This is a genomic window from Streptomyces sp. BBFR25 (genome assembly GCF_044590125.1).
GTDB classification, from domain to species: Bacteria; Actinomycetota; Actinomycetes; order Streptomycetales; family Streptomycetaceae; genus Streptomyces; species Streptomyces canus_D.
Genome location: NZ_CP172447.1, coordinates 8,044,089 through 8,059,810 on the forward strand (window position 1 = coordinate 8,044,089; position 15,722 = coordinate 8,059,810).

At 71.5% G+C, this 15,722-nt stretch carries 16 protein-coding genes; 12 read left to right on the forward strand and 4 right to left on the reverse strand.

What is annotated here, in order from left to right:
- Positions 1–16 precede the first annotated feature (16 nt).
- Both pepE and ACGH52_RS36120 read right to left on the reverse strand, forming a co-directional pair.
- Positions 17–742 (reverse strand): dipeptidase PepE, encoded by a 726-nt coding sequence (pepE, locus tag ACGH52_RS36115; RefSeq protein WP_076972612.1) that lies wholly within the window; start codon positions 740–742, stop codon positions 17–19.
- Between the two features lie 37 nt (positions 743–779).
- A complete protein-coding gene (locus ACGH52_RS36120; RefSeq protein WP_003978288.1) occupies positions 780–1,613 on the reverse strand; it encodes an IclR family transcriptional regulator in 834 nt (277 codons plus the stop codon).
- A gap of 131 nt (positions 1,614–1,744) precedes the next feature.
- Between ACGH52_RS36120 and ACGH52_RS36125 the strand changes: the two genes are divergently transcribed.
- The 10 genes from ACGH52_RS36125 to ACGH52_RS36170 all read left to right on the forward strand — a co-directional run bounded on the left by ACGH52_RS36125 (position 1,745) and on the right by ACGH52_RS36170 (position 11,250).
- Positions 1,745–2,698, forward strand: a complete 954-nt coding sequence (locus tag ACGH52_RS36125; protein ID WP_087804582.1) for a DUF1177 domain-containing protein — start codon at positions 1,745–1,747, stop codon at positions 2,696–2,698.
- 2 nt (positions 2,699–2,700) lie between these two features.
- Positions 2,701–4,101 (forward strand): cytosine permease, encoded by a 1,401-nt coding sequence (locus ACGH52_RS36130; RefSeq protein ID WP_059297197.1) that lies wholly within the window; start codon positions 2,701–2,703, stop codon positions 4,099–4,101.
- Positions 4,098–5,435 (forward strand): M20/M25/M40 family metallo-hydrolase, encoded by a 1,338-nt coding sequence (locus ACGH52_RS36135; protein WP_121703593.1) that lies wholly within the window; start codon positions 4,098–4,100, stop codon positions 5,433–5,435. Before ACGH52_RS36130 ends, ACGH52_RS36135 begins: the two co-directional genes overlap by 4 nt.
- A 105-nt stretch (positions 5,436–5,540) precedes the next feature.
- Complete coding sequence (gene rpmG, locus ACGH52_RS36140; protein WP_003978292.1) at positions 5,541–5,705, forward strand: 50S ribosomal protein L33; 165 nt, start codon at positions 5,541–5,543, stop codon at positions 5,703–5,705.
- A gap of 29 nt (positions 5,706–5,734) precedes the next feature.
- Positions 5,735–5,857 carry a type B 50S ribosomal protein L36 gene (ykgO, locus tag ACGH52_RS36145; protein ID WP_104630023.1) on the forward strand — a complete coding sequence of 41 codons (123 nt, stop codon included), beginning with the start codon at positions 5,735–5,737 and terminating at the stop codon, positions 5,855–5,857.
- Between the two features lie 137 nt (positions 5,858–5,994).
- Positions 5,995–7,068 (forward strand): polyprenyl synthetase family protein, encoded by a 1,074-nt coding sequence (locus ACGH52_RS36150; RefSeq protein WP_399945615.1) that lies wholly within the window; start codon positions 5,995–5,997, stop codon positions 7,066–7,068.
- A gap of 126 nt (positions 7,069–7,194) precedes the next feature.
- Complete coding sequence (locus ACGH52_RS36155) at positions 7,195–7,479, forward strand: polyprenyl synthetase (RefSeq protein ID WP_121703590.1); 285 nt, start codon at positions 7,195–7,197, stop codon at positions 7,477–7,479.
- Positions 7,472–8,530: a polyprenyl synthetase family protein gene (locus tag ACGH52_RS36160; RefSeq protein ID WP_121703589.1), complete on the forward strand. Its 1,059-nt coding sequence runs from the start codon at positions 7,472–7,474 to the stop codon at positions 8,528–8,530. The genes ACGH52_RS36155 and ACGH52_RS36160 overlap by 8 nt, the downstream gene beginning before the upstream one ends.
- Positions 8,531–8,543: 13 nt before the next feature.
- Positions 8,544–9,704, forward strand: coding sequence for an oxygenase MpaB family protein (locus ACGH52_RS36165; protein ID WP_399945620.1), 1,161 nt, complete (start codon positions 8,544–8,546; stop codon positions 9,702–9,704).
- Between the two features lie 112 nt (positions 9,705–9,816).
- A complete protein-coding gene (locus ACGH52_RS36170; RefSeq protein WP_399945623.1) occupies positions 9,817–11,250 on the forward strand; it encodes a WGR domain-containing protein in 1,434 nt (477 codons plus the stop codon).
- A 13-nt stretch (positions 11,251–11,263) separates the two neighbouring features.
- On the opposite strand, the gene ACGH52_RS36175 is transcribed toward ACGH52_RS36170, so the two are convergent.
- Positions 11,264–11,686, reverse strand: coding sequence for a DUF350 domain-containing protein (locus tag ACGH52_RS36175; protein ID WP_052841286.1), 423 nt, complete (start codon positions 11,684–11,686; stop codon positions 11,264–11,266).
- A gap of 82 nt (positions 11,687–11,768) precedes the next feature.
- Positions 11,769–12,872 carry a DUF475 domain-containing protein gene (locus ACGH52_RS36180; protein WP_121703586.1) on the reverse strand — a complete coding sequence of 368 codons (1,104 nt, stop codon included), beginning with the start codon at positions 12,870–12,872 and terminating at the stop codon, positions 11,769–11,771.
- 132 nt (positions 12,873–13,004) lie between these two features.
- Between ACGH52_RS36180 and ACGH52_RS36185 the strand changes: the two genes are divergently transcribed.
- A complete protein-coding gene (locus ACGH52_RS36185; protein WP_076972602.1) occupies positions 13,005–13,460 on the forward strand; it encodes a Fur family transcriptional regulator in 456 nt (151 codons plus the stop codon).
- A 24-nt stretch (positions 13,461–13,484) separates the two neighbouring features.
- The gene (gene katG, locus ACGH52_RS36190) at positions 13,485–15,707 is read left to right on the forward strand and encodes a catalase/peroxidase HPI (RefSeq protein WP_121703585.1); all 2,223 of its coding nucleotides are present in this window, start codon (positions 13,485–13,487) and stop codon (positions 15,705–15,707) included.
- Positions 15,708–15,722 lie beyond the last annotated feature (15 nt).

A 15,722-nucleotide genomic window follows, 5' to 3' on the forward strand; every position in this document is an offset into this window, starting at 1 on the left:
TCCGGCGTCGTGGCGCTCAGGCCCGGGTGTCGAACTCGGCCCGGACGGTGAGCAGTTCGGACAGGTCCGAACCCACCGCCAGCTCGCGCGGGGCCGTGCCCCGCCGGAACAGCCGGGCGTCGCGCTCGCCGCCGAGCACCGCCCGGCCGCCCTCGACCCGCAGCCAGGAGCCCTCCCGCAGGCCCAGCACGGGCACGTCGTTCTCCTCCAGGAACTCCGTGAGCCGCTGCTCGCGCGTCTCGCCCTTGTGCGTCGAACCGGGGTCCGGGTCGAGGTAGTGCGGATTGATCTGGAACGGGACGAGACCGAGCGTCTCGAAGGACGGCGGCTCGACGATCGGCATGTCGTTGGTGGTGCGCAGCGAGGGCGCCGCCATGTTGGTCCCGGCGCTGGCCCCCATGTACGGCAGCCCGCCGGCCACGGCCTCGATCAGCGCCTCCCGCAGCCCCGTGCGGTACAGCGCGGAGAGGAGCCGGAAGGAGTTGCCGCCGCCGACGAACACGGCGTCCGCCTCCGCGAGCCGGGCGAGCGGGTCGCCGCCCTCGTGCACGCCCCGCACCTCGATCCCGGCGCCGCCGAGCGCGCCCCGCACCCGGGCGGTGTAGGCGTCGTGGTCGGCCAGCGCGTACGGCACGAAGGCCAGCCGGGCCCCGGCGGGCAGGAAGCCGGTCACGGTGTCGAGGGCGTGTTCCAGGTAGCCGCGGCCGTGCTGGGTGGAGTTGGACAGGAGCAGCAGATTCACGGGGTCTTCCTCGTCGACGGGATGGATCGGTGGTGCGTCAGGACGTACGGGGGGCGCGCGGGCGCCGGTGGTGCTGGGGCGGATGCGTGAGGCGCTGCTCCAGCAGCCGGGCGGCGCGGCGCAGCACCTCAAGCCGGTCCTCCGGCCCCTCGGGGAAGCGCTCCTTGGCGGCGCCGAGACTGAGGCTGCCGTAGGGCTCCGAACCGAGGAACACCGGCATGGCGACCGTGCCGATGCCGGCGTCGTACTCGCCCACCGTCCACGCGTAGCCCTGCGCGCGGACGGTGCGGAACTCGCGCTCCAGCTGGTCGGGGTCGGTGACCGTGCGCTCGGTGAAGCGCGCCATGGGACGCCCGCGGAAGAGCCGGTGGCGCTGCTCGTCGGGCAGGAAGGCGTAGAACGACTTGCTGGTGGCCCCCGCGTGCGCGGGATACAGCTCGCCGACCAGCGGGTAGTAGCGCAGCGGCCCCTCCTCGCCCTCGACGGCCGCGACACAGCGCATGTGGAAGCTGTCGGGCAGGCAGAAGAGCACCGTGTCGCCGGTCGCCGCCCGCAGCTCCTGGAGCACCGGTTCCGCGAGCAGTTCCAGGGAGCCCGAGCGTTCCCAGAGGCGGCCCAGGCGCAGGGCGGCCGGGCCGATCCGGTAACGGCGGGTCGCGGGGTCGGAGACCAGGAAACCGCGGCCCGCGAGGGTGGACAGCAGACGCTGCGCGACCGAGGTGTCCCAGCCGAACTCGGCGGCGATCTCGGTGACGCCCCAGTCCGGGCGGGTGCGCTCGAACGCCAGCAGCACCAGCAGGGCGCGGTCGACGGTCTGCAGCGCCCCGGCGGGCGTCCTGCGGTCCACGGGTTCGACCGGGCGACCGGCCATGACGGCTCCTCTCCCTCGCATCTCACGATGCAGACCCGTATTGCAGATAACGGGAAACAGTTGCGGACAACGCTAGTCGATCCCGAACCTGCTGTGAGCACCGCCCCCGGTGCGGATCAGGAGAACTGCCCATGTTGAAGTACGTCCTGGACCTCGTGGATCTGCTCGACGATCCCGACGTCGACGGCAAGCGCGTCGCCGCCCACCTCGACTCCGTGGCGGGCCCCGAGGGCTCCGGCGCCGAGGTCACCACCGTCACCGGCGAACGCGGCTCGACGGACTTCGTGCTCGTGCGCATACCGGGCCGGGCGGGCCGCACCCGCGGGGGCTCCGCGCGGACGCTCGGCGTGGTGGGGCGCCTCGGCGGCGTCGGGGCGCGCCCGGAGGCGGTCGGCCTGGTCTCGGACGCGGACGGCGCGGTCGCGGCGCTCGCCACCGCCGCCAAGCTGCTCGACATGCGGCGCCGGGGCGACGTGCTCGACGGGGACGTGATCGTGGCCACGCACATCTGCCCGAACGCCCCGACCGCGCCGCACGACCCGGTGCCGTTCATGGACTCGCCCGTCGACATCGCGACCATGAACCGGCACGAGGTCACCGGCGAGATGGAGGCCGTGCTCTCCGTCGACACCACCAAGGGCAACCGGATCATCAACCACAAGGGCCTCGCCCTGTCGCCCACCGTCAAGGAGGGCTGGGTGCTCAAGGTGAGCGAGCGGCTCGGCGAACTGCTGGCCGTGGTGACCGGTGAGCCGTTGGTCACGTACCCGGTGACCACCCAGGACATCACCCCGTACGGTAACGGTGTACACCACATCAATTCGATCCTGCAGCCCGCCACGGCGACGGCCGCACCGGTGGTCGGCCTCGCGATCACCTCCGCGGCGGCGGTGCCCGGCTGCCAGACGGGCGCCAGCCACGAGACCGACATCGCGGCCGCCGCCCGGTTCGCCGTCGAGACCGCGAAGGCCTACGGCGGCGGACAGCTCGACTTCCACGACGACCAGGAGTTCGACGCCCTCGTGTCCCGCTACGGCTCGCTGACCCGGCTGCAGACCCTCGGCCGCGAACCCGGGGGATCGTGATCATGACCACGCACAAGAACCCCGCCGCGGAACCGGCGGAACCGTCCACGGGAGCCGTGGGCAGCGACGACTACGCGCTCTCCCGCGTCCCGCGCGACAAGCGGCTCGGCTTCTGGACCATGCTGCTGCAGTGGCTCGCCCAGTCCGGCTCCATCTCGCAGTTCACCCTCGGCGCCACCATCGGCGTCGGCATGACCTTCGGCGACGCCTTCCTCGCGTTCACCCTCGGTGCGGTGATCCTCGAAGTCGTCATCTTCGCGATCGGCCTCGCGGGCATGCGCGAGGGCCTGGCCACCCCGCTGCTCACCCGCTGGGCGGGCTTCGGCCGCAACGGCTCCGCGCTGGTCAGCCTGGTCATCTCGGTCAGCCTCGTCGGCTGGTTCGGCGTCCAGAACACCATCTTCGGCGACAGCGTGTCCGCGCTCGTCGGCGGCCCCTCCTGGCTGTGGTGCACGGCCGCCGGTGTCGCCATCACCGTGCTGGTCATCTTCGGCTTCCGGTACATGGCCGTCTTCGCGAAGATCGTCACCCCGCTCTTCTTCGCCATGGTCGCCTGGTCGGTCACCGACGCGCTCAGCGACCACTCGTTCTCCGAACTGATCCACTCCCCGGCACCCGGCGAGACCATCCCGCTCGCCGTCGCCGCGACCGCCATCGCGGGCGGCTTCATGACCGGCGCGATCGTCTCCCCGGAGATGACCCGCTACAACCGCAAGGGCAGCCACGTCTTCCTGCAGAGCGCCTCGTCGATGATCCTCTCCGAGTACATCGTCGGCCTGACGGGCGTCCTGCTCGGTCACATGGTCGGCAGCGGCCAGGTCTCCCAGATCGTGCTCTCCACCTCCGGCGTCTTCGGTGTGCTCGTCGTCCTGATGTCCACCGCGAAGATCAACGACTGGAACCTGTACGGCTCCTCGCTCGGCGTCGTCAACTTCTTCCAGGTCGTCTTCGGCAAGCGCGTGCACCGCGGCGCGGTCACCATCGTCCTCGGCATCGCGGGCACCCTGCTCTCCGCCGTCGGCATCATGACCCACTTCACCGACTTCCTGTCCGTGCTGGGCGTCGCCATCCCGCCGGTGGGCGGCATCATCGTCGCCGAGTACTGGGTGGTGCGCCGCATGCGGGCACCCCTGGACGCCACCCGCGACGCGGAGACCCTGCCCGCCACCTCACCGACCTGGGTGCCGATGTCCCTGGTCATCTGGGCCGCCGCCTTCTGCGTCGGCAAGTTCTACGACGGCGGCATCCCCGCCCTGAACTCCCTGCTGACCGCCTTCGTCCTCTACTGCGTCCTCGGCCTCGCCGGCTGGATCAGGACGTACGGCACCACGGCCCTGGACGACACCACCACCGAACCCACCCCGGCGGCCGCCACCGGCACGGCCACCGTAGGAGCACCGTGAGCACCACCGCACCCGGCCCCGTTCCGGCCGCTTCGGCCTCCGAGGAGGCGCAGCGGGAGGTCGTCGACCTGTGCGCGGAGTTGATCCGCTTCGACACCTCCAACCCCACCAGCGACGAGCGCGCCTGCGCCGACTGGGTCGTGGACAGGCTCGCCGAGGCCGGTATCGCCTCCGAGCTGGTGGAGAGCGCCCCGGGCCGCGCCAACGTCGTCGCCCGCATCCCGGGCACCGACCCGGCCCGCGGCGCCCTGCTGGTCCACGGCCACCTGGACGTCGTACCGGCTGACGCGGCCGAGTGGCGGGTGCCGCCGTTCTCCGGCGAGATCCGGGACGGCTACCTGTGGGGGCGCGGCGCCATCGACATGAAGGACACGGTGGCCGTCATGCTCGCCACCGCCCGCCACTTCGCCCGCACCGGCACCCGGCCCGCCCGCGAGATCGTCCTCGCCTTCCTCGCCGACGAGGAGGCCGGCGGCAAGTTCGGCGCCCACTGGCTGGTCGAGCACCGGCCCGACCTGTTCGCGGGCGTCACCGAGGCGATCGGCGAGGGCGGCGGCTTCAGCTACGCCCTGGACGACACCCGGCGCCTGTACCCGATCGAGAACGCCCAGCGGGGCATGGCCTGGATGGAGCTGACGGCATCGGGCCGCGCCGGGCACGGCTCCTCCCCGAACGACGAGAACGCCGTCACGGACCTCGCCGAGTCCCTCACCCGCATCGGCCGGCACACCTTCCCCGTCCGGCTGATCGAGCCGGTGCGCGCCCTGCTCACCGAGGCCGCCCGCATCCAGGGGATCGACCTCGACCTCGACGCCGAGGACCTGGACGCCGAACTGGCCAAGCTCGGGCACGTGGCCGACTTCATGCAGGTCGTGCTGCGCAACTCGGCCAACCCCACCATGTTCACGGCCGGGTACCAGACCAACGTCATCCCCGGCCGGGCCACCGCCCGCGTCGACGGGCGCTTCCTGCCGGGTCACGAGCAGGAGCTGATCGACACCATCGACGCCCTGCTCCTGCCCTCGGTGACCCGCGAGTGGGTCAACCACGACATCGCCATGGAGACCGGCTTCGACGGCCCGCTCGTCGACGCCATGTGCGCCGCCGTACGCGCCGAGGACCCCGACGGCCACCCCGTGCCGTACTGCAACCCGGGCGGCACCGACGCCAAGGCCTTCACCAAGCTGGACATCCGCTGCTTCGGCTTCAAGGGGCTCAAGCTGCCCCACGACCTCGACTACGGCCGGCTCTTCCACGGCGTCGACGAGCGGGTGCCGCTGGAGGGCCTGCGCTTCGGCGTACGGGTGATGACCCGGCTGTGGCAGGAGTGCTGACCGGCACGGCCGCGGGGGAATGCCCCGGCGGCCGCCGGCGTTGTGGAGCGTGACTGACATGCGCGGGACAGAACGGCAGCCCGCGCCGCGGTCGGAAGGAGCACCATGGCACGCAGCACCGCACGCCCGGTCGTCAAGCTGAAGTCCACCGCGGGTACCGGCGTCACCTACGTCACCCGCAAGAACCGCCTCAACGACCCCGACCGGCTCGTCCTGCGCAAGTACGACCCGGTGGCGGGGGAGCACGTGCCGTTCCGCGAGGAACGCTGAACGGCGCCGAGGAGAGCGAGGAGGCAGTCATGAAGGTCCGCAACTCCCTGCGCGCCCTCAAGGCCAAGCCCGGCGCGCAGGTGGTGCGCCGCCGGGGCGTGACCTACGTGATCAACAAGAGGGACCCGCGCTCCAAGGCCCGCCAGGGCTGAGCGGCCCCCCACCCCGGCCCGGCCCCGCGATCGGCGGGACCGGGCCGAGGCGTGTGCGCGACCCGCGCCGCACCCCCGCGGCCCGCCCTGACACACTGCTGAGCGCGCCATCCGCCCGCCCACAGGAGGACTTCGTCATGACCGAGCAGCCGCCGGACCGCGTCGCGGGGTACGAGCGCCGGTTCAACACGCTGTTCGCGGATTACTTCGACACCCTCGGCACCACCCTGGACGCCCCGTCCTTCAGCCGCTTCACCCCGGACTGCGTCGAGTTGCTGCGCGACCTGTCGCTGCGCGGCGGCAAGCGGATGCGCGTCGTGCTGCTGCACGAGGCGGCGCGGCTGGTGACCGCCGAGCCGGTGGCAGGGCTGGACGCCGCCGCGCTGAGCGTCGAACTCCTCCAGACCCACGGCCTCGTGCACGACGACCTCATCGACGACAGCGCCACCCGCAGGGGCGGCCCCACCACCTACTACGCGTTCCGGGAGAAGTTCCCCCACCACCCCCGGGCGGCGCTCGCCCTCACCGTCCTCGCGGGCGATCTCGCACTGGCCCTCTCCCTGCGCGTGCTGCTGGAGGCACGGCTGCCGGTCGAGCTGCGCCAGGCCATGGTCGAGGTCCAGACCCGGGCGGCGGCCGACACCTTCGTGGGCCAGATCGTCGACCTGGAACGCGACTTCACCCCCGCCGCCCCGGACGACGAGCTTCTGCACACCGTCGCCGACCACAAGTCGGCCCGGTACTCGGTCCTGGCCCCCCTGCGCCTCGGCCTGCTGGCCGCGGGCGGCCGACCGGACGCGCACGAACCGGAGTTGAGCCACTACGCCCGCCTGGTCGGCATCTGCGGACAGATGCGCGACGACTACCTGGACCTGTTCGGCGACGCGGCGGCGATGGGGAAGCCGACCGGCACCGACCTCCGCGAGGGCCGGCACACGTACACCGTCGTCCGCCTGCTGTCCGCCGTGAGCGGCCCCGAGCGGGCCTACGTGCAGCAGGCCCTGGGCGACCCCGCCTGCACACCGGAGACCGTCGCGGAGATCTGCGCGATCGCCGAACGCGCCGGCGTCGCCGACCGGATGCGCGCGGACATGCGCCGCTACGCCGAACAGGCCCGCGAGGTGGCGGCGGGCTGGCGTCCCCGGTGGCGCGAGGACGCCGTCGCCTTCTTCGAACGGCTGCCGCGATGGAGCGTCGAGCGGACCGCCTGACACCTGTTCCCCATGTCGCTCAATGGGGTATTCGGGATCTTCCGCCCCGTGTGCCCGGTCATGCTCTGACCGAAGGCGCCGTCGACCAGGCGCTTTCGCGAGCACGTGACCCTTTGGGGGAGAAGCATGGCGCACTCGACACGACAGGGGCCTGGCGGGGACGACCGGGCCGTGCTGCTGGTCGCCGGACTGGCCGACCTGGCGGTGAGCACCATCGGCTCGGCGGTGGGCGGGCTGCGCGGCCTCCTCGGCCGCTCGGACACCGCCGACCTGGTGCGTGAGGCCGAGCAGGACCTCCGGGCCCGGGGCAGGCTGGCCCTGGACCGCTGCGCGCCCGTGCCCCCCGCTCACCTGGAGGTGCTCGCCCAGCACGTGAAGGCGCGCCGGGCCGCCGCCGACGGCGATGTCTGACCCCTGGGACCCGGCCGGCTTCAAGGCCCGCGTCGACGGCGTCCTGCGGGACTTCCTCGCCGAGGAGGCCGGTCACCTCGTGGCGGTCGACGAGGACCTCGCGCCCGTGGCCGAACAGCTGCGGAGCTCGGCCGGACACGGCAAACGGCTGCGCGCGGCCTTCTGCTACTGGGGCTGGCGGGCGGCCGGGCAGCCGGAGAGCGACGCGCTGGTACGGGCGGCGGCCTCCATGGAACTGGTGCACGCCGCCGCGATCGTCCACGACGACCTCATCGACGACAGCCCCCTGCGCCACGGCCTGCCCACCGCCCACGTCGCCCTGGAAGCCGTGCTCGTCCGGGACGGCCGCCCCGGGGCCCGGACGGCGGCGAGGTCCCTGGCCATGCTGGTGGGAGACCACCTGATGGTCCTCGCGGGCCGCCTGTTCACCACCAGCGGTCTGCCGGCCGCCTACCTGGCCCGCGCCCGGGACCTGTGGACCGCGCTCGCCCGCGAACTCATCGCCGGTGAGTGCCTGGAGATCCTGCACACCGGCGGTGCGCCGGACACCGACACCTCCCTGAAGGTCGTCCGCTACAAGACCGCCAAGTACACCGTCGAGCACCCCCTGCTCATCGGCGGCCTGCTCGCCGGCGCCGCCCCCGCGCTGCGGGACACCTACCGGGCCTACGGACTGCCGCTCGGCGAGGCGTTCCAGCTCCGCGACGACCTGCTCGGCCTGTTCGGAGACCCCGAACGCACCGGGAAGGCGGCCCTGGACGACCTGCGCGCCCACCGGCCCACCGCGCTGCTCGCCGAGACCTGGAAGGCCGCCGACGCCTCCCAACGCACCTGGCTGCGGAACCTGCTGGGCCGTGCCGACCTGGACGCGACCCAGCTGCGCGACGTGCGCCACCTCATGCTGGAGCTGGGGGCACCGCAACGGATCGAGCAGATGATCGCGACCCGCGTGGAGCGCGCCACCCGCGCCCTGGACGCCGCCGGAACACCACCGCACGCGCGCCGGGCGCTGGGCGACCTCGCCCGGCAGGCCACCGACCGCACGCACTGACGAGGAGACCTCGATGCCCCACACCGAGAAGTCGATGGACGCCCTGCGCCGCAGTGGAGACGAACTGGCCGACGCGGTCGTCGCCACCCTGTTCGAACGCGGCGAGGTCGGCACCTTCAACTCCCTGATGCGCTACGTCTCCACCACCGGCCAGGAACTCCCCGAGGGTCTGCCCGGCGTCGCCCGGGAGTACCTGCGGGTCACCGCCACCCCGCCGGACTGGGTGGACTGGGACGAGATGGAGAAGGCCCGCCTGTTCTTCATCGACAACAACGTGCACATCTCCACCGCGCTGTCGTTCGCGTCCATGCCCGCCTGCTACCTGGTCCCGCACGTGGCCCGGTTGCTGTCGGCCACCCACGGCCTGAACTACCCCTCCAGACGGATGGCGGAGACCGGCCAGTTCACCGTCTACCTCATGCGGCCCGACGCGTTCGAGGCCGGCGGACGCTTCGTCCCGGCCGCCCAGAAGGTACGCCTCCTGCACGCCGCCATCCGCCACCACCTGAAGCGGGAGGACCGCTGGGACACCGACACCCTCGGCGTGCCGATCTGCCAGGAGGACATGATCGGCGGGCAGATGTTCTTCTCCCTGCTCGTCCTGGACAGCCTGCACCGACTCGGCATCCACATGTCCGCCGAGGGCGCGGACGCCTACTACTACGCCTGGCGCGTCGTCGGCGCCATCCTCGGCGTCGACCAGTCGGCCGTCCCCACCACGCTCGACGACGCGCGAGAGTTCCTCGACGCCTACATGCTCCGCCACATGGGCCCCTCCGAAGAAGGCGCGCACCTCACCCGGCAACTGATCGACCTGTACGAGGAAGTCGTCCCCGGCACCCTCTTCGACCCGGTCGTCTCCGCGCTGATCCGCTACCTCGTCGGCGACACGTGCGGCGACTGGCTGGACGTGCCCCGCACCGGCTGGGACACCGTCGTCAAGGCCGCCCCGCACCTCCTCGGCGTCCTGGAGACGATCGAGGACCGCTCACCGCTGGGCGCGTGGGCCCTGGACCGGCTCGGCCACCTCACCACGGCCCTCGAACTCTCCTCCCTCACCCGCGGACGCGTGATGCACTACGCCATCCCCGAGCAACTGAGGAAGGAGTACGGCGTGACCGGCGCCGCGGCCCGCACCCGTCGCTGGACCCCGCCGCCCGCGACCGTCTCCTGAGCCACCGCACCCGCCGGTCCGTGGTCACCGCCCACTGTCAGTGGGACGTCCTACGGTGTGATCAGTGGAACCCGCGGAACACGCCGCGGGCCCGAGCGGGGAGAGGTCTGCCATGTCGACGACGTACCTGGAGCTGTCGCAGGACGACGGGAGCGCGCACAAGTTCTACGAAGTCACCGTCCAGGGACAGGTCGTGACGGTGCGCTACGGCAGGATCGGCGCGGCGGGACAGACCCAGACGTCCACCTTCCCCACCGCGCGGAAGGCCGAGGCCGCGGCCGCCAAGAAGATAGGCGAGAAGGTGCGCAAGGGCTACGAGGCCGCCGTGCAGGGGCAGCGGGCGCCTCGCGCGGTCACCCGCCGGCAGGTGGCATCCGCGCCGTCCACGGCCCGCGCGGTCGCACCGGTCCTGTGGCGGTTCCGCACCGGCTCCGCGGCGTTCGGCATCCACATCGACGAGGACCGGTGCTGGGTGGGCAACCAGGCGGGCGACGTCTACACCCTCGCCCACGGCGGCGAGGTCCTCGCCCGCTACCAACTGCCCGACGGCGTCAAGTGCCTGGTCGCGGACGACTTCTGGATCTACGCGGGCTGCGACGACGGCCGGGTCTACGACCTGTCGTCCAAACTGCCCTTCGCCGCCTACGACATCGCGGCCGACGTGGACATCTTCTGGCTCGACATCCACGAGGGCGTGCTGAACGTCGCCGACCGCGCCGGACGGCTCACCGTGATCGACCACGAGGACGAACACCAGTGGTCGCGCGGCGGACGGGGTGAGCACGCCTGGATGGTGCGCGCCGACGACCGCGCCGTCTACCACGGACACACCCGCGGCGTGACCGCCCACTCCCCGGACGGCGGCGCCGAGTTGTGGCACACCCCCACCCAGGGGGCCGTACTCTTCGGCTGGCAGGAGGACGACGCCGTCTACGCCGGGACCGCCCGGCACACGGTCCAGCGGCTGTCCAAGTCCACCGGTGCCATCGAGGCGACCTACCCCTGCGACAGCCCGGTGTACTCGTGCGCCACCTCTCCCGGTGGCCGGTTCGTCTTCGCCGGCGACTCCGCGTCCTCCGTGTACTGCTTCGACCGGGACGGCACCCGGCTGTGGAAGCTGGGCACGGGCGGCGGCTCCGCCCTGTCCATGCAGTACCGCGACGAGCGGCTGTTCCTCGTCACCACCGACGGCTCCCTGGTGTGCGTGGACGCCAGCGAGACCGCGGTCACGGCCGCCCAGCAGGGCTCGGTGCCCGTCGCCCGCGACGTGAAGCTCGCCGCCACCCTGCCGACGTACGCGCCCGCCACCGCGGCCACCGCCGTGACGACCGTGACCGCGGCGCCCGCGGGCTCCGTCGTCGTCGAATGCGTCCAGGACAACGGCCGCACCCGGATCCACGTGGTGTCGGAGGGGTACGACCGGTCGTGGAACGTCCAGTTCCCGAGGGCGATCCGGGAACCGGGCGCGCGGTACGTGGTGGACGCGCTGCACGCCGCGTCGGGTGGCTTCTACCGGGTGCGCGGGGACATCAGGCGCCTGCGGTGACGGGGGAGCGGCGTCAGGCGATCGAGGCCGCGATGACGGCGGAGACCGCGAGGTTGCAGGACGCCGTCACCCACACGGCCGGGTGCGGCTCCGGCTCGACCAGCGTCGCGCCCAGCCGCCCCGGGGTGATCAGGTCGACGACCAGGAAGGCCACCGCCATCATCACCAGGCCCAGCAGTCCGAACACGGCCGTGGAGACCAGGCCCTTGCCGAAGTCCTCGTACGTCGTCCATATGGAGGTGAAGACGATGCCGCCGATGCCGAGCAGCGCGGAGCTGAGCACCAGGGCGGCGTTGCGGTTGCGCTGCTCCCAGATCTGCCGGCCGAGCTTTCCGGGTGTCAGCACGTCCACCAGGACGATGCCGAGGACCAGGAGGACCAGGCCCAGTCCGCCGTAGGCGGCGGCCCGGCCGAGTCCGTTGACGATGTCGCTCATGGCGTTGCCGGCTCCGTAGCGTGAGGGATCACGAATGATCGTGGTCAAGGCGATGCAAAATGTAGCGCACCGGCCGCTCCGCTCAAGAGGCGGTCCGCAGCGCGCGGTTGCGGCGCACGGAGGACCAGAAGGACGCACCGATCAGGACGACGCCCACGAGGCCGGTGACGATCTCGTTGATCTCGTACTGGATGGTGACCAGCAGGATCAGCGACAGGGCGCCGATGGCGTAGTGGGCGCCGTGCTCCAGGTACACGTAGTCGTCGAGGGTGCCCTGGCGGACCAGGTAGACGGTCAGGGACCGCACGTACATGGCGCCGATGCCGAGGCCGAGGGCCATCAGGACGATGTCGTTGGTGATGGCGAAGGCGCCGATGACGCCGTCGAAGGAGAAGGACGCGTCCAGCACCTCCAGGTAGAGGAACATGAAGAACGCCGCCTTGCCCGCCAGCCTGACGGGCGATCCGGAGGACCTCCCCGCCCGTTCCGCGGCCTTCTCCGCCTCCTGCTCGCGCTCCTCCTCGTCCTCGAGCCGCTGCTCGAAGAAGCCGGAGAGGCCGCCCACGACCATGTAGGTGATCAGACCGGCGACGCCTGCCAGCAGGACCGTCTCCGCCTTGTCGGCGTGCGTGCCGCCGTGCTGGTGGGCATGGGCGCCGAAGGTGGTCGCGGAGACCAGCAGCATGACCAGCGCGATGCAGACCGAGAGCATGTCGACCCTGCCGAGCTTGGCCAGCGGACGCTCCAGCCACCCAAGCCACTTGATCTCCCGGTCCTCGAACACGAAATCCAGGAAGATCATCATCAGGAACATGCCGCCGAAGGCCGCGATCGACGGATGGGCGTCCGTCACCAGCTCCTGGTAGCGGTCCTTGTCGGTGAGCGCCAGGTGCACCGCGTTCCAGGGACTCAGCCGGGCACTGATCGCCACGATCACCACCGGGAAGACCAGCCGCATCCCGAACACCGCGATCACGATGCCGACGGTGAGGAAGATCTTCTGCCAGAAGGCGTTCATCTTCTTCAGGATCCCGGCGTTGATCACCGCGTTGTCGAAGGACAGCGAGATCTCCAGGACGCAAAGGATCGCCACGATGCCGAGGGCGGTCCAGCCGTCGTAGAGCACGCCCGCCGCCAGGCCCAGGGCCGTGACGGCGAAGGCCCAGCGGAACGTCTTCAAAAGCACCGGCCACTCATTCCTGTCGTCGCGCCGTACGGGGAGGCATCCCATGCCAGTGCCCACCACGCACGTTGTTTACCACGCTGGAGTTGTTCGTTTCCTTGAGTGGTTCGTGTCTCAGGGAGTAGGTTCGCCGCCATGACGGCATCCCGGAGTTCCCGGAATCCGGCCACCGCCGAGGAGTTGCGCCGGGCGGGACTGCGGGTGACCGCCGCCCGTGTCGCGCTGCTCGAAACGGTACGGGCGGGGGACCACCTCGACGCCGAGGCGCTCACCTCCGGCGTGCGCCTGCGCGTGGGGCACGTCTCCCTCCAGGCCGTGTACGACGCCCTGCACGCCCTCACCGCGGTACGGCTCGTGCGGCGCATCGAACCGCCCGGCGGACCCGCGCGGTTCGAGGGCCGGGTCGGTGACAACCACCACCACGTCCTGTGCCGGTCCTGCGGTGCCCTCGCCGACGTCGACTGCGCCGTCGGCGACGCGCCGTGCCTGACCGCCTCCGACGACCACGGCTTCGTGATAGACGAGGCCGAGGTCATCTACCGGGGCCTGTGCCCCGACTGCTCCACCCCCAGCAGTTCCCCAGCACCCTGATCCGCCCCGTCCGGAAGGATTCCCATGTCCGAGAACCACGACGCCATCGTGACCGACGCGAAGGCCGAGGAGACGGGTGGTTGCCCGGTCGCCCACGGACGCGCCCCGCACCCCACGCAGGGTGGCGGAAACCGCCAGTGGTGGCCGGAGCGGCTCAACCTGAAGATCCTCGCCAAGAACCCGGCCGTCGCCAACCCGCTGGGTGAGGAGTTCGACTACGCCGAGGCCTTCGCCTCCCTCGACCTGGCGGCCGTGAAGCAGGACATCGCCGAGGTGCTGACCACCTCGCAGGACTGGTGGCCCGCGGACTTCGGCAACTACGGCCCGCTGATGATCCGGATGGCCTGGCACAGCGCGGGCACCTACCGCATCAGCGACGGCCGCGGCGGCGCGGGCGCCGGCCAGCAGCGCTTCGCCCCGCTCAACAGCTGGCCGGACAACGGCAACCTCGACAAGGCCCGCCGCCTGCTGTGGCCGGTCAAGAAGAAGTACGGCCAGAACCTCTCCTGGGCCGACCTGCTGGTCCTCACCGGCAACGTCGCCCTGGAGACGATGGGCTTGGAGACCTTCGGCTTCGCCGGTGGCCGCGCCGACGTCTGGGAGGCCGAGGAGGACGTCTACTGGGGCCCCGAGACCACCTGGCTCGACGACCGCCGCTACACCGGCGACCGCGAGCTGGAGAACCCGCTCGGCGCCGTCCAGATGGGCCTGATCTACGTCAACCCGGAGGGGCCCAACGGCAACCCGGACCCCATCGCCGCCGCCCGCGACATCCGTGAGACGTTCCGCCGCATGGCGATGAACGACGAGGAGACCGTCGCGCTGATCGCCGGTGGACACACCTTCGGCAAGACGCACGGAGCAGGACCCGCCGACGCCGTCGGCGACGACCCCGAGGCCGCCGCCATGGAGCAGCAGGGCCTCGGCTGGAAGAGCACCCACGGCACGGGCAAGGGCGGCGACGCCATCACCTCCGGCCTCGAGGTCACCTGGACCAGCACGCCCACCCGGTGGGGCAACGGCTTCTTCAAGAACCTCTTCGAGTTCGAGTACGAGCTGGAGCAGAGCCCGGCCGGTGCCAACCAGTGGGTGGCCAAGGACGCCCCGGAGATCATCCCCGACGCGCACGACCCGTCGAAGAAGCACCGCCCGCGGATGCTCACCACCGACCTGTCGCTGCGCCTCGACCCGGTCTACGGGCCGATCTCCCGCCGGTTCTACGAGAACCCGGAGGAGTTCGCGGACGCCTTCGCCCGCGCCTGGTTCAAGCTGACCCACCGCGACATGGGCCCGAAGTCGCTGTACCTCGGCCCGGAGGTCCCCGAGGAGACCCTGCTCTGGCAGGACCCGCTGCCCGAGCCCGAGGGCGAGGCCGTCGACGCCGAGGACATCGCGACCCTCAAGACCAAGCTCCTCGAGTCCGGCCTGTCCGTGTCGCAGCTGGTGACCACCGCCTGGGCCTCGGCGTCCACCTTCCGCGGCAGCGACAAGCGCGGCGGTGCCAACGGCGCCCGCATCCGCCTTGAGCCGCAGCGCGGCTGGGAGGTCAACGAGCCCGACGAGCTGGCGCAGGTGCTGCGCGTCCTGGAGGGCGTCCAGCAGGAGTTCAACTCCGGTGCGGGCGCCAAGAAGGTGTCCCTGGCCGACCTGATCGTCCTCGGCGGCTGTGCCGCCGTCGAGAAGGCCGCCAAGGAAGCCGGATTCCAGGTGGAGGTCCCCTTCACCGCGGGCCGCGTGGACGCGACGGAGGAGCACACCGACGCCGAGTCGTTCGAGGCGCTCGAACCGACCGCCGACGGCTTCCGCAACTACCTCGGCAAGGGCAACCGGCTGCCGGCCGAGTTCCTGCTCCTCGACCGGGCGAACCTGCTCACCCTGAGCGCACCGGAGATGACCGTCCTGGTCGGCGGCCTGCGCGTGCTGGGCGCGGGCCACCAGCAGTCCCAGCTCGGCGTGTTCACCCGGACGCCCGGCTCGCTGACCAACGACTTCTTCGTCAACCTGCTCGACCTGGGCACCGAGTGGAAGTCGACGTCCGAGGACCAGACCACCTTCGAGGGCCGCGACGCCGCCACCGGCGAGGTCAAGTGGGCCGGCAGCCGCGCCGACCTGGTGTTCGGCTCCAACTCCGAACTGCGCGCGCTCGCCGAGGTCTACGCGAGCGACGACGCCAAGGAGAAGTTCGTGCACGACTTCGTCGCCGCCTGGGACAAGGTCATGAACCTCGACCGCTTCGACCTGGCCTGATCCGCCGTACCCGTC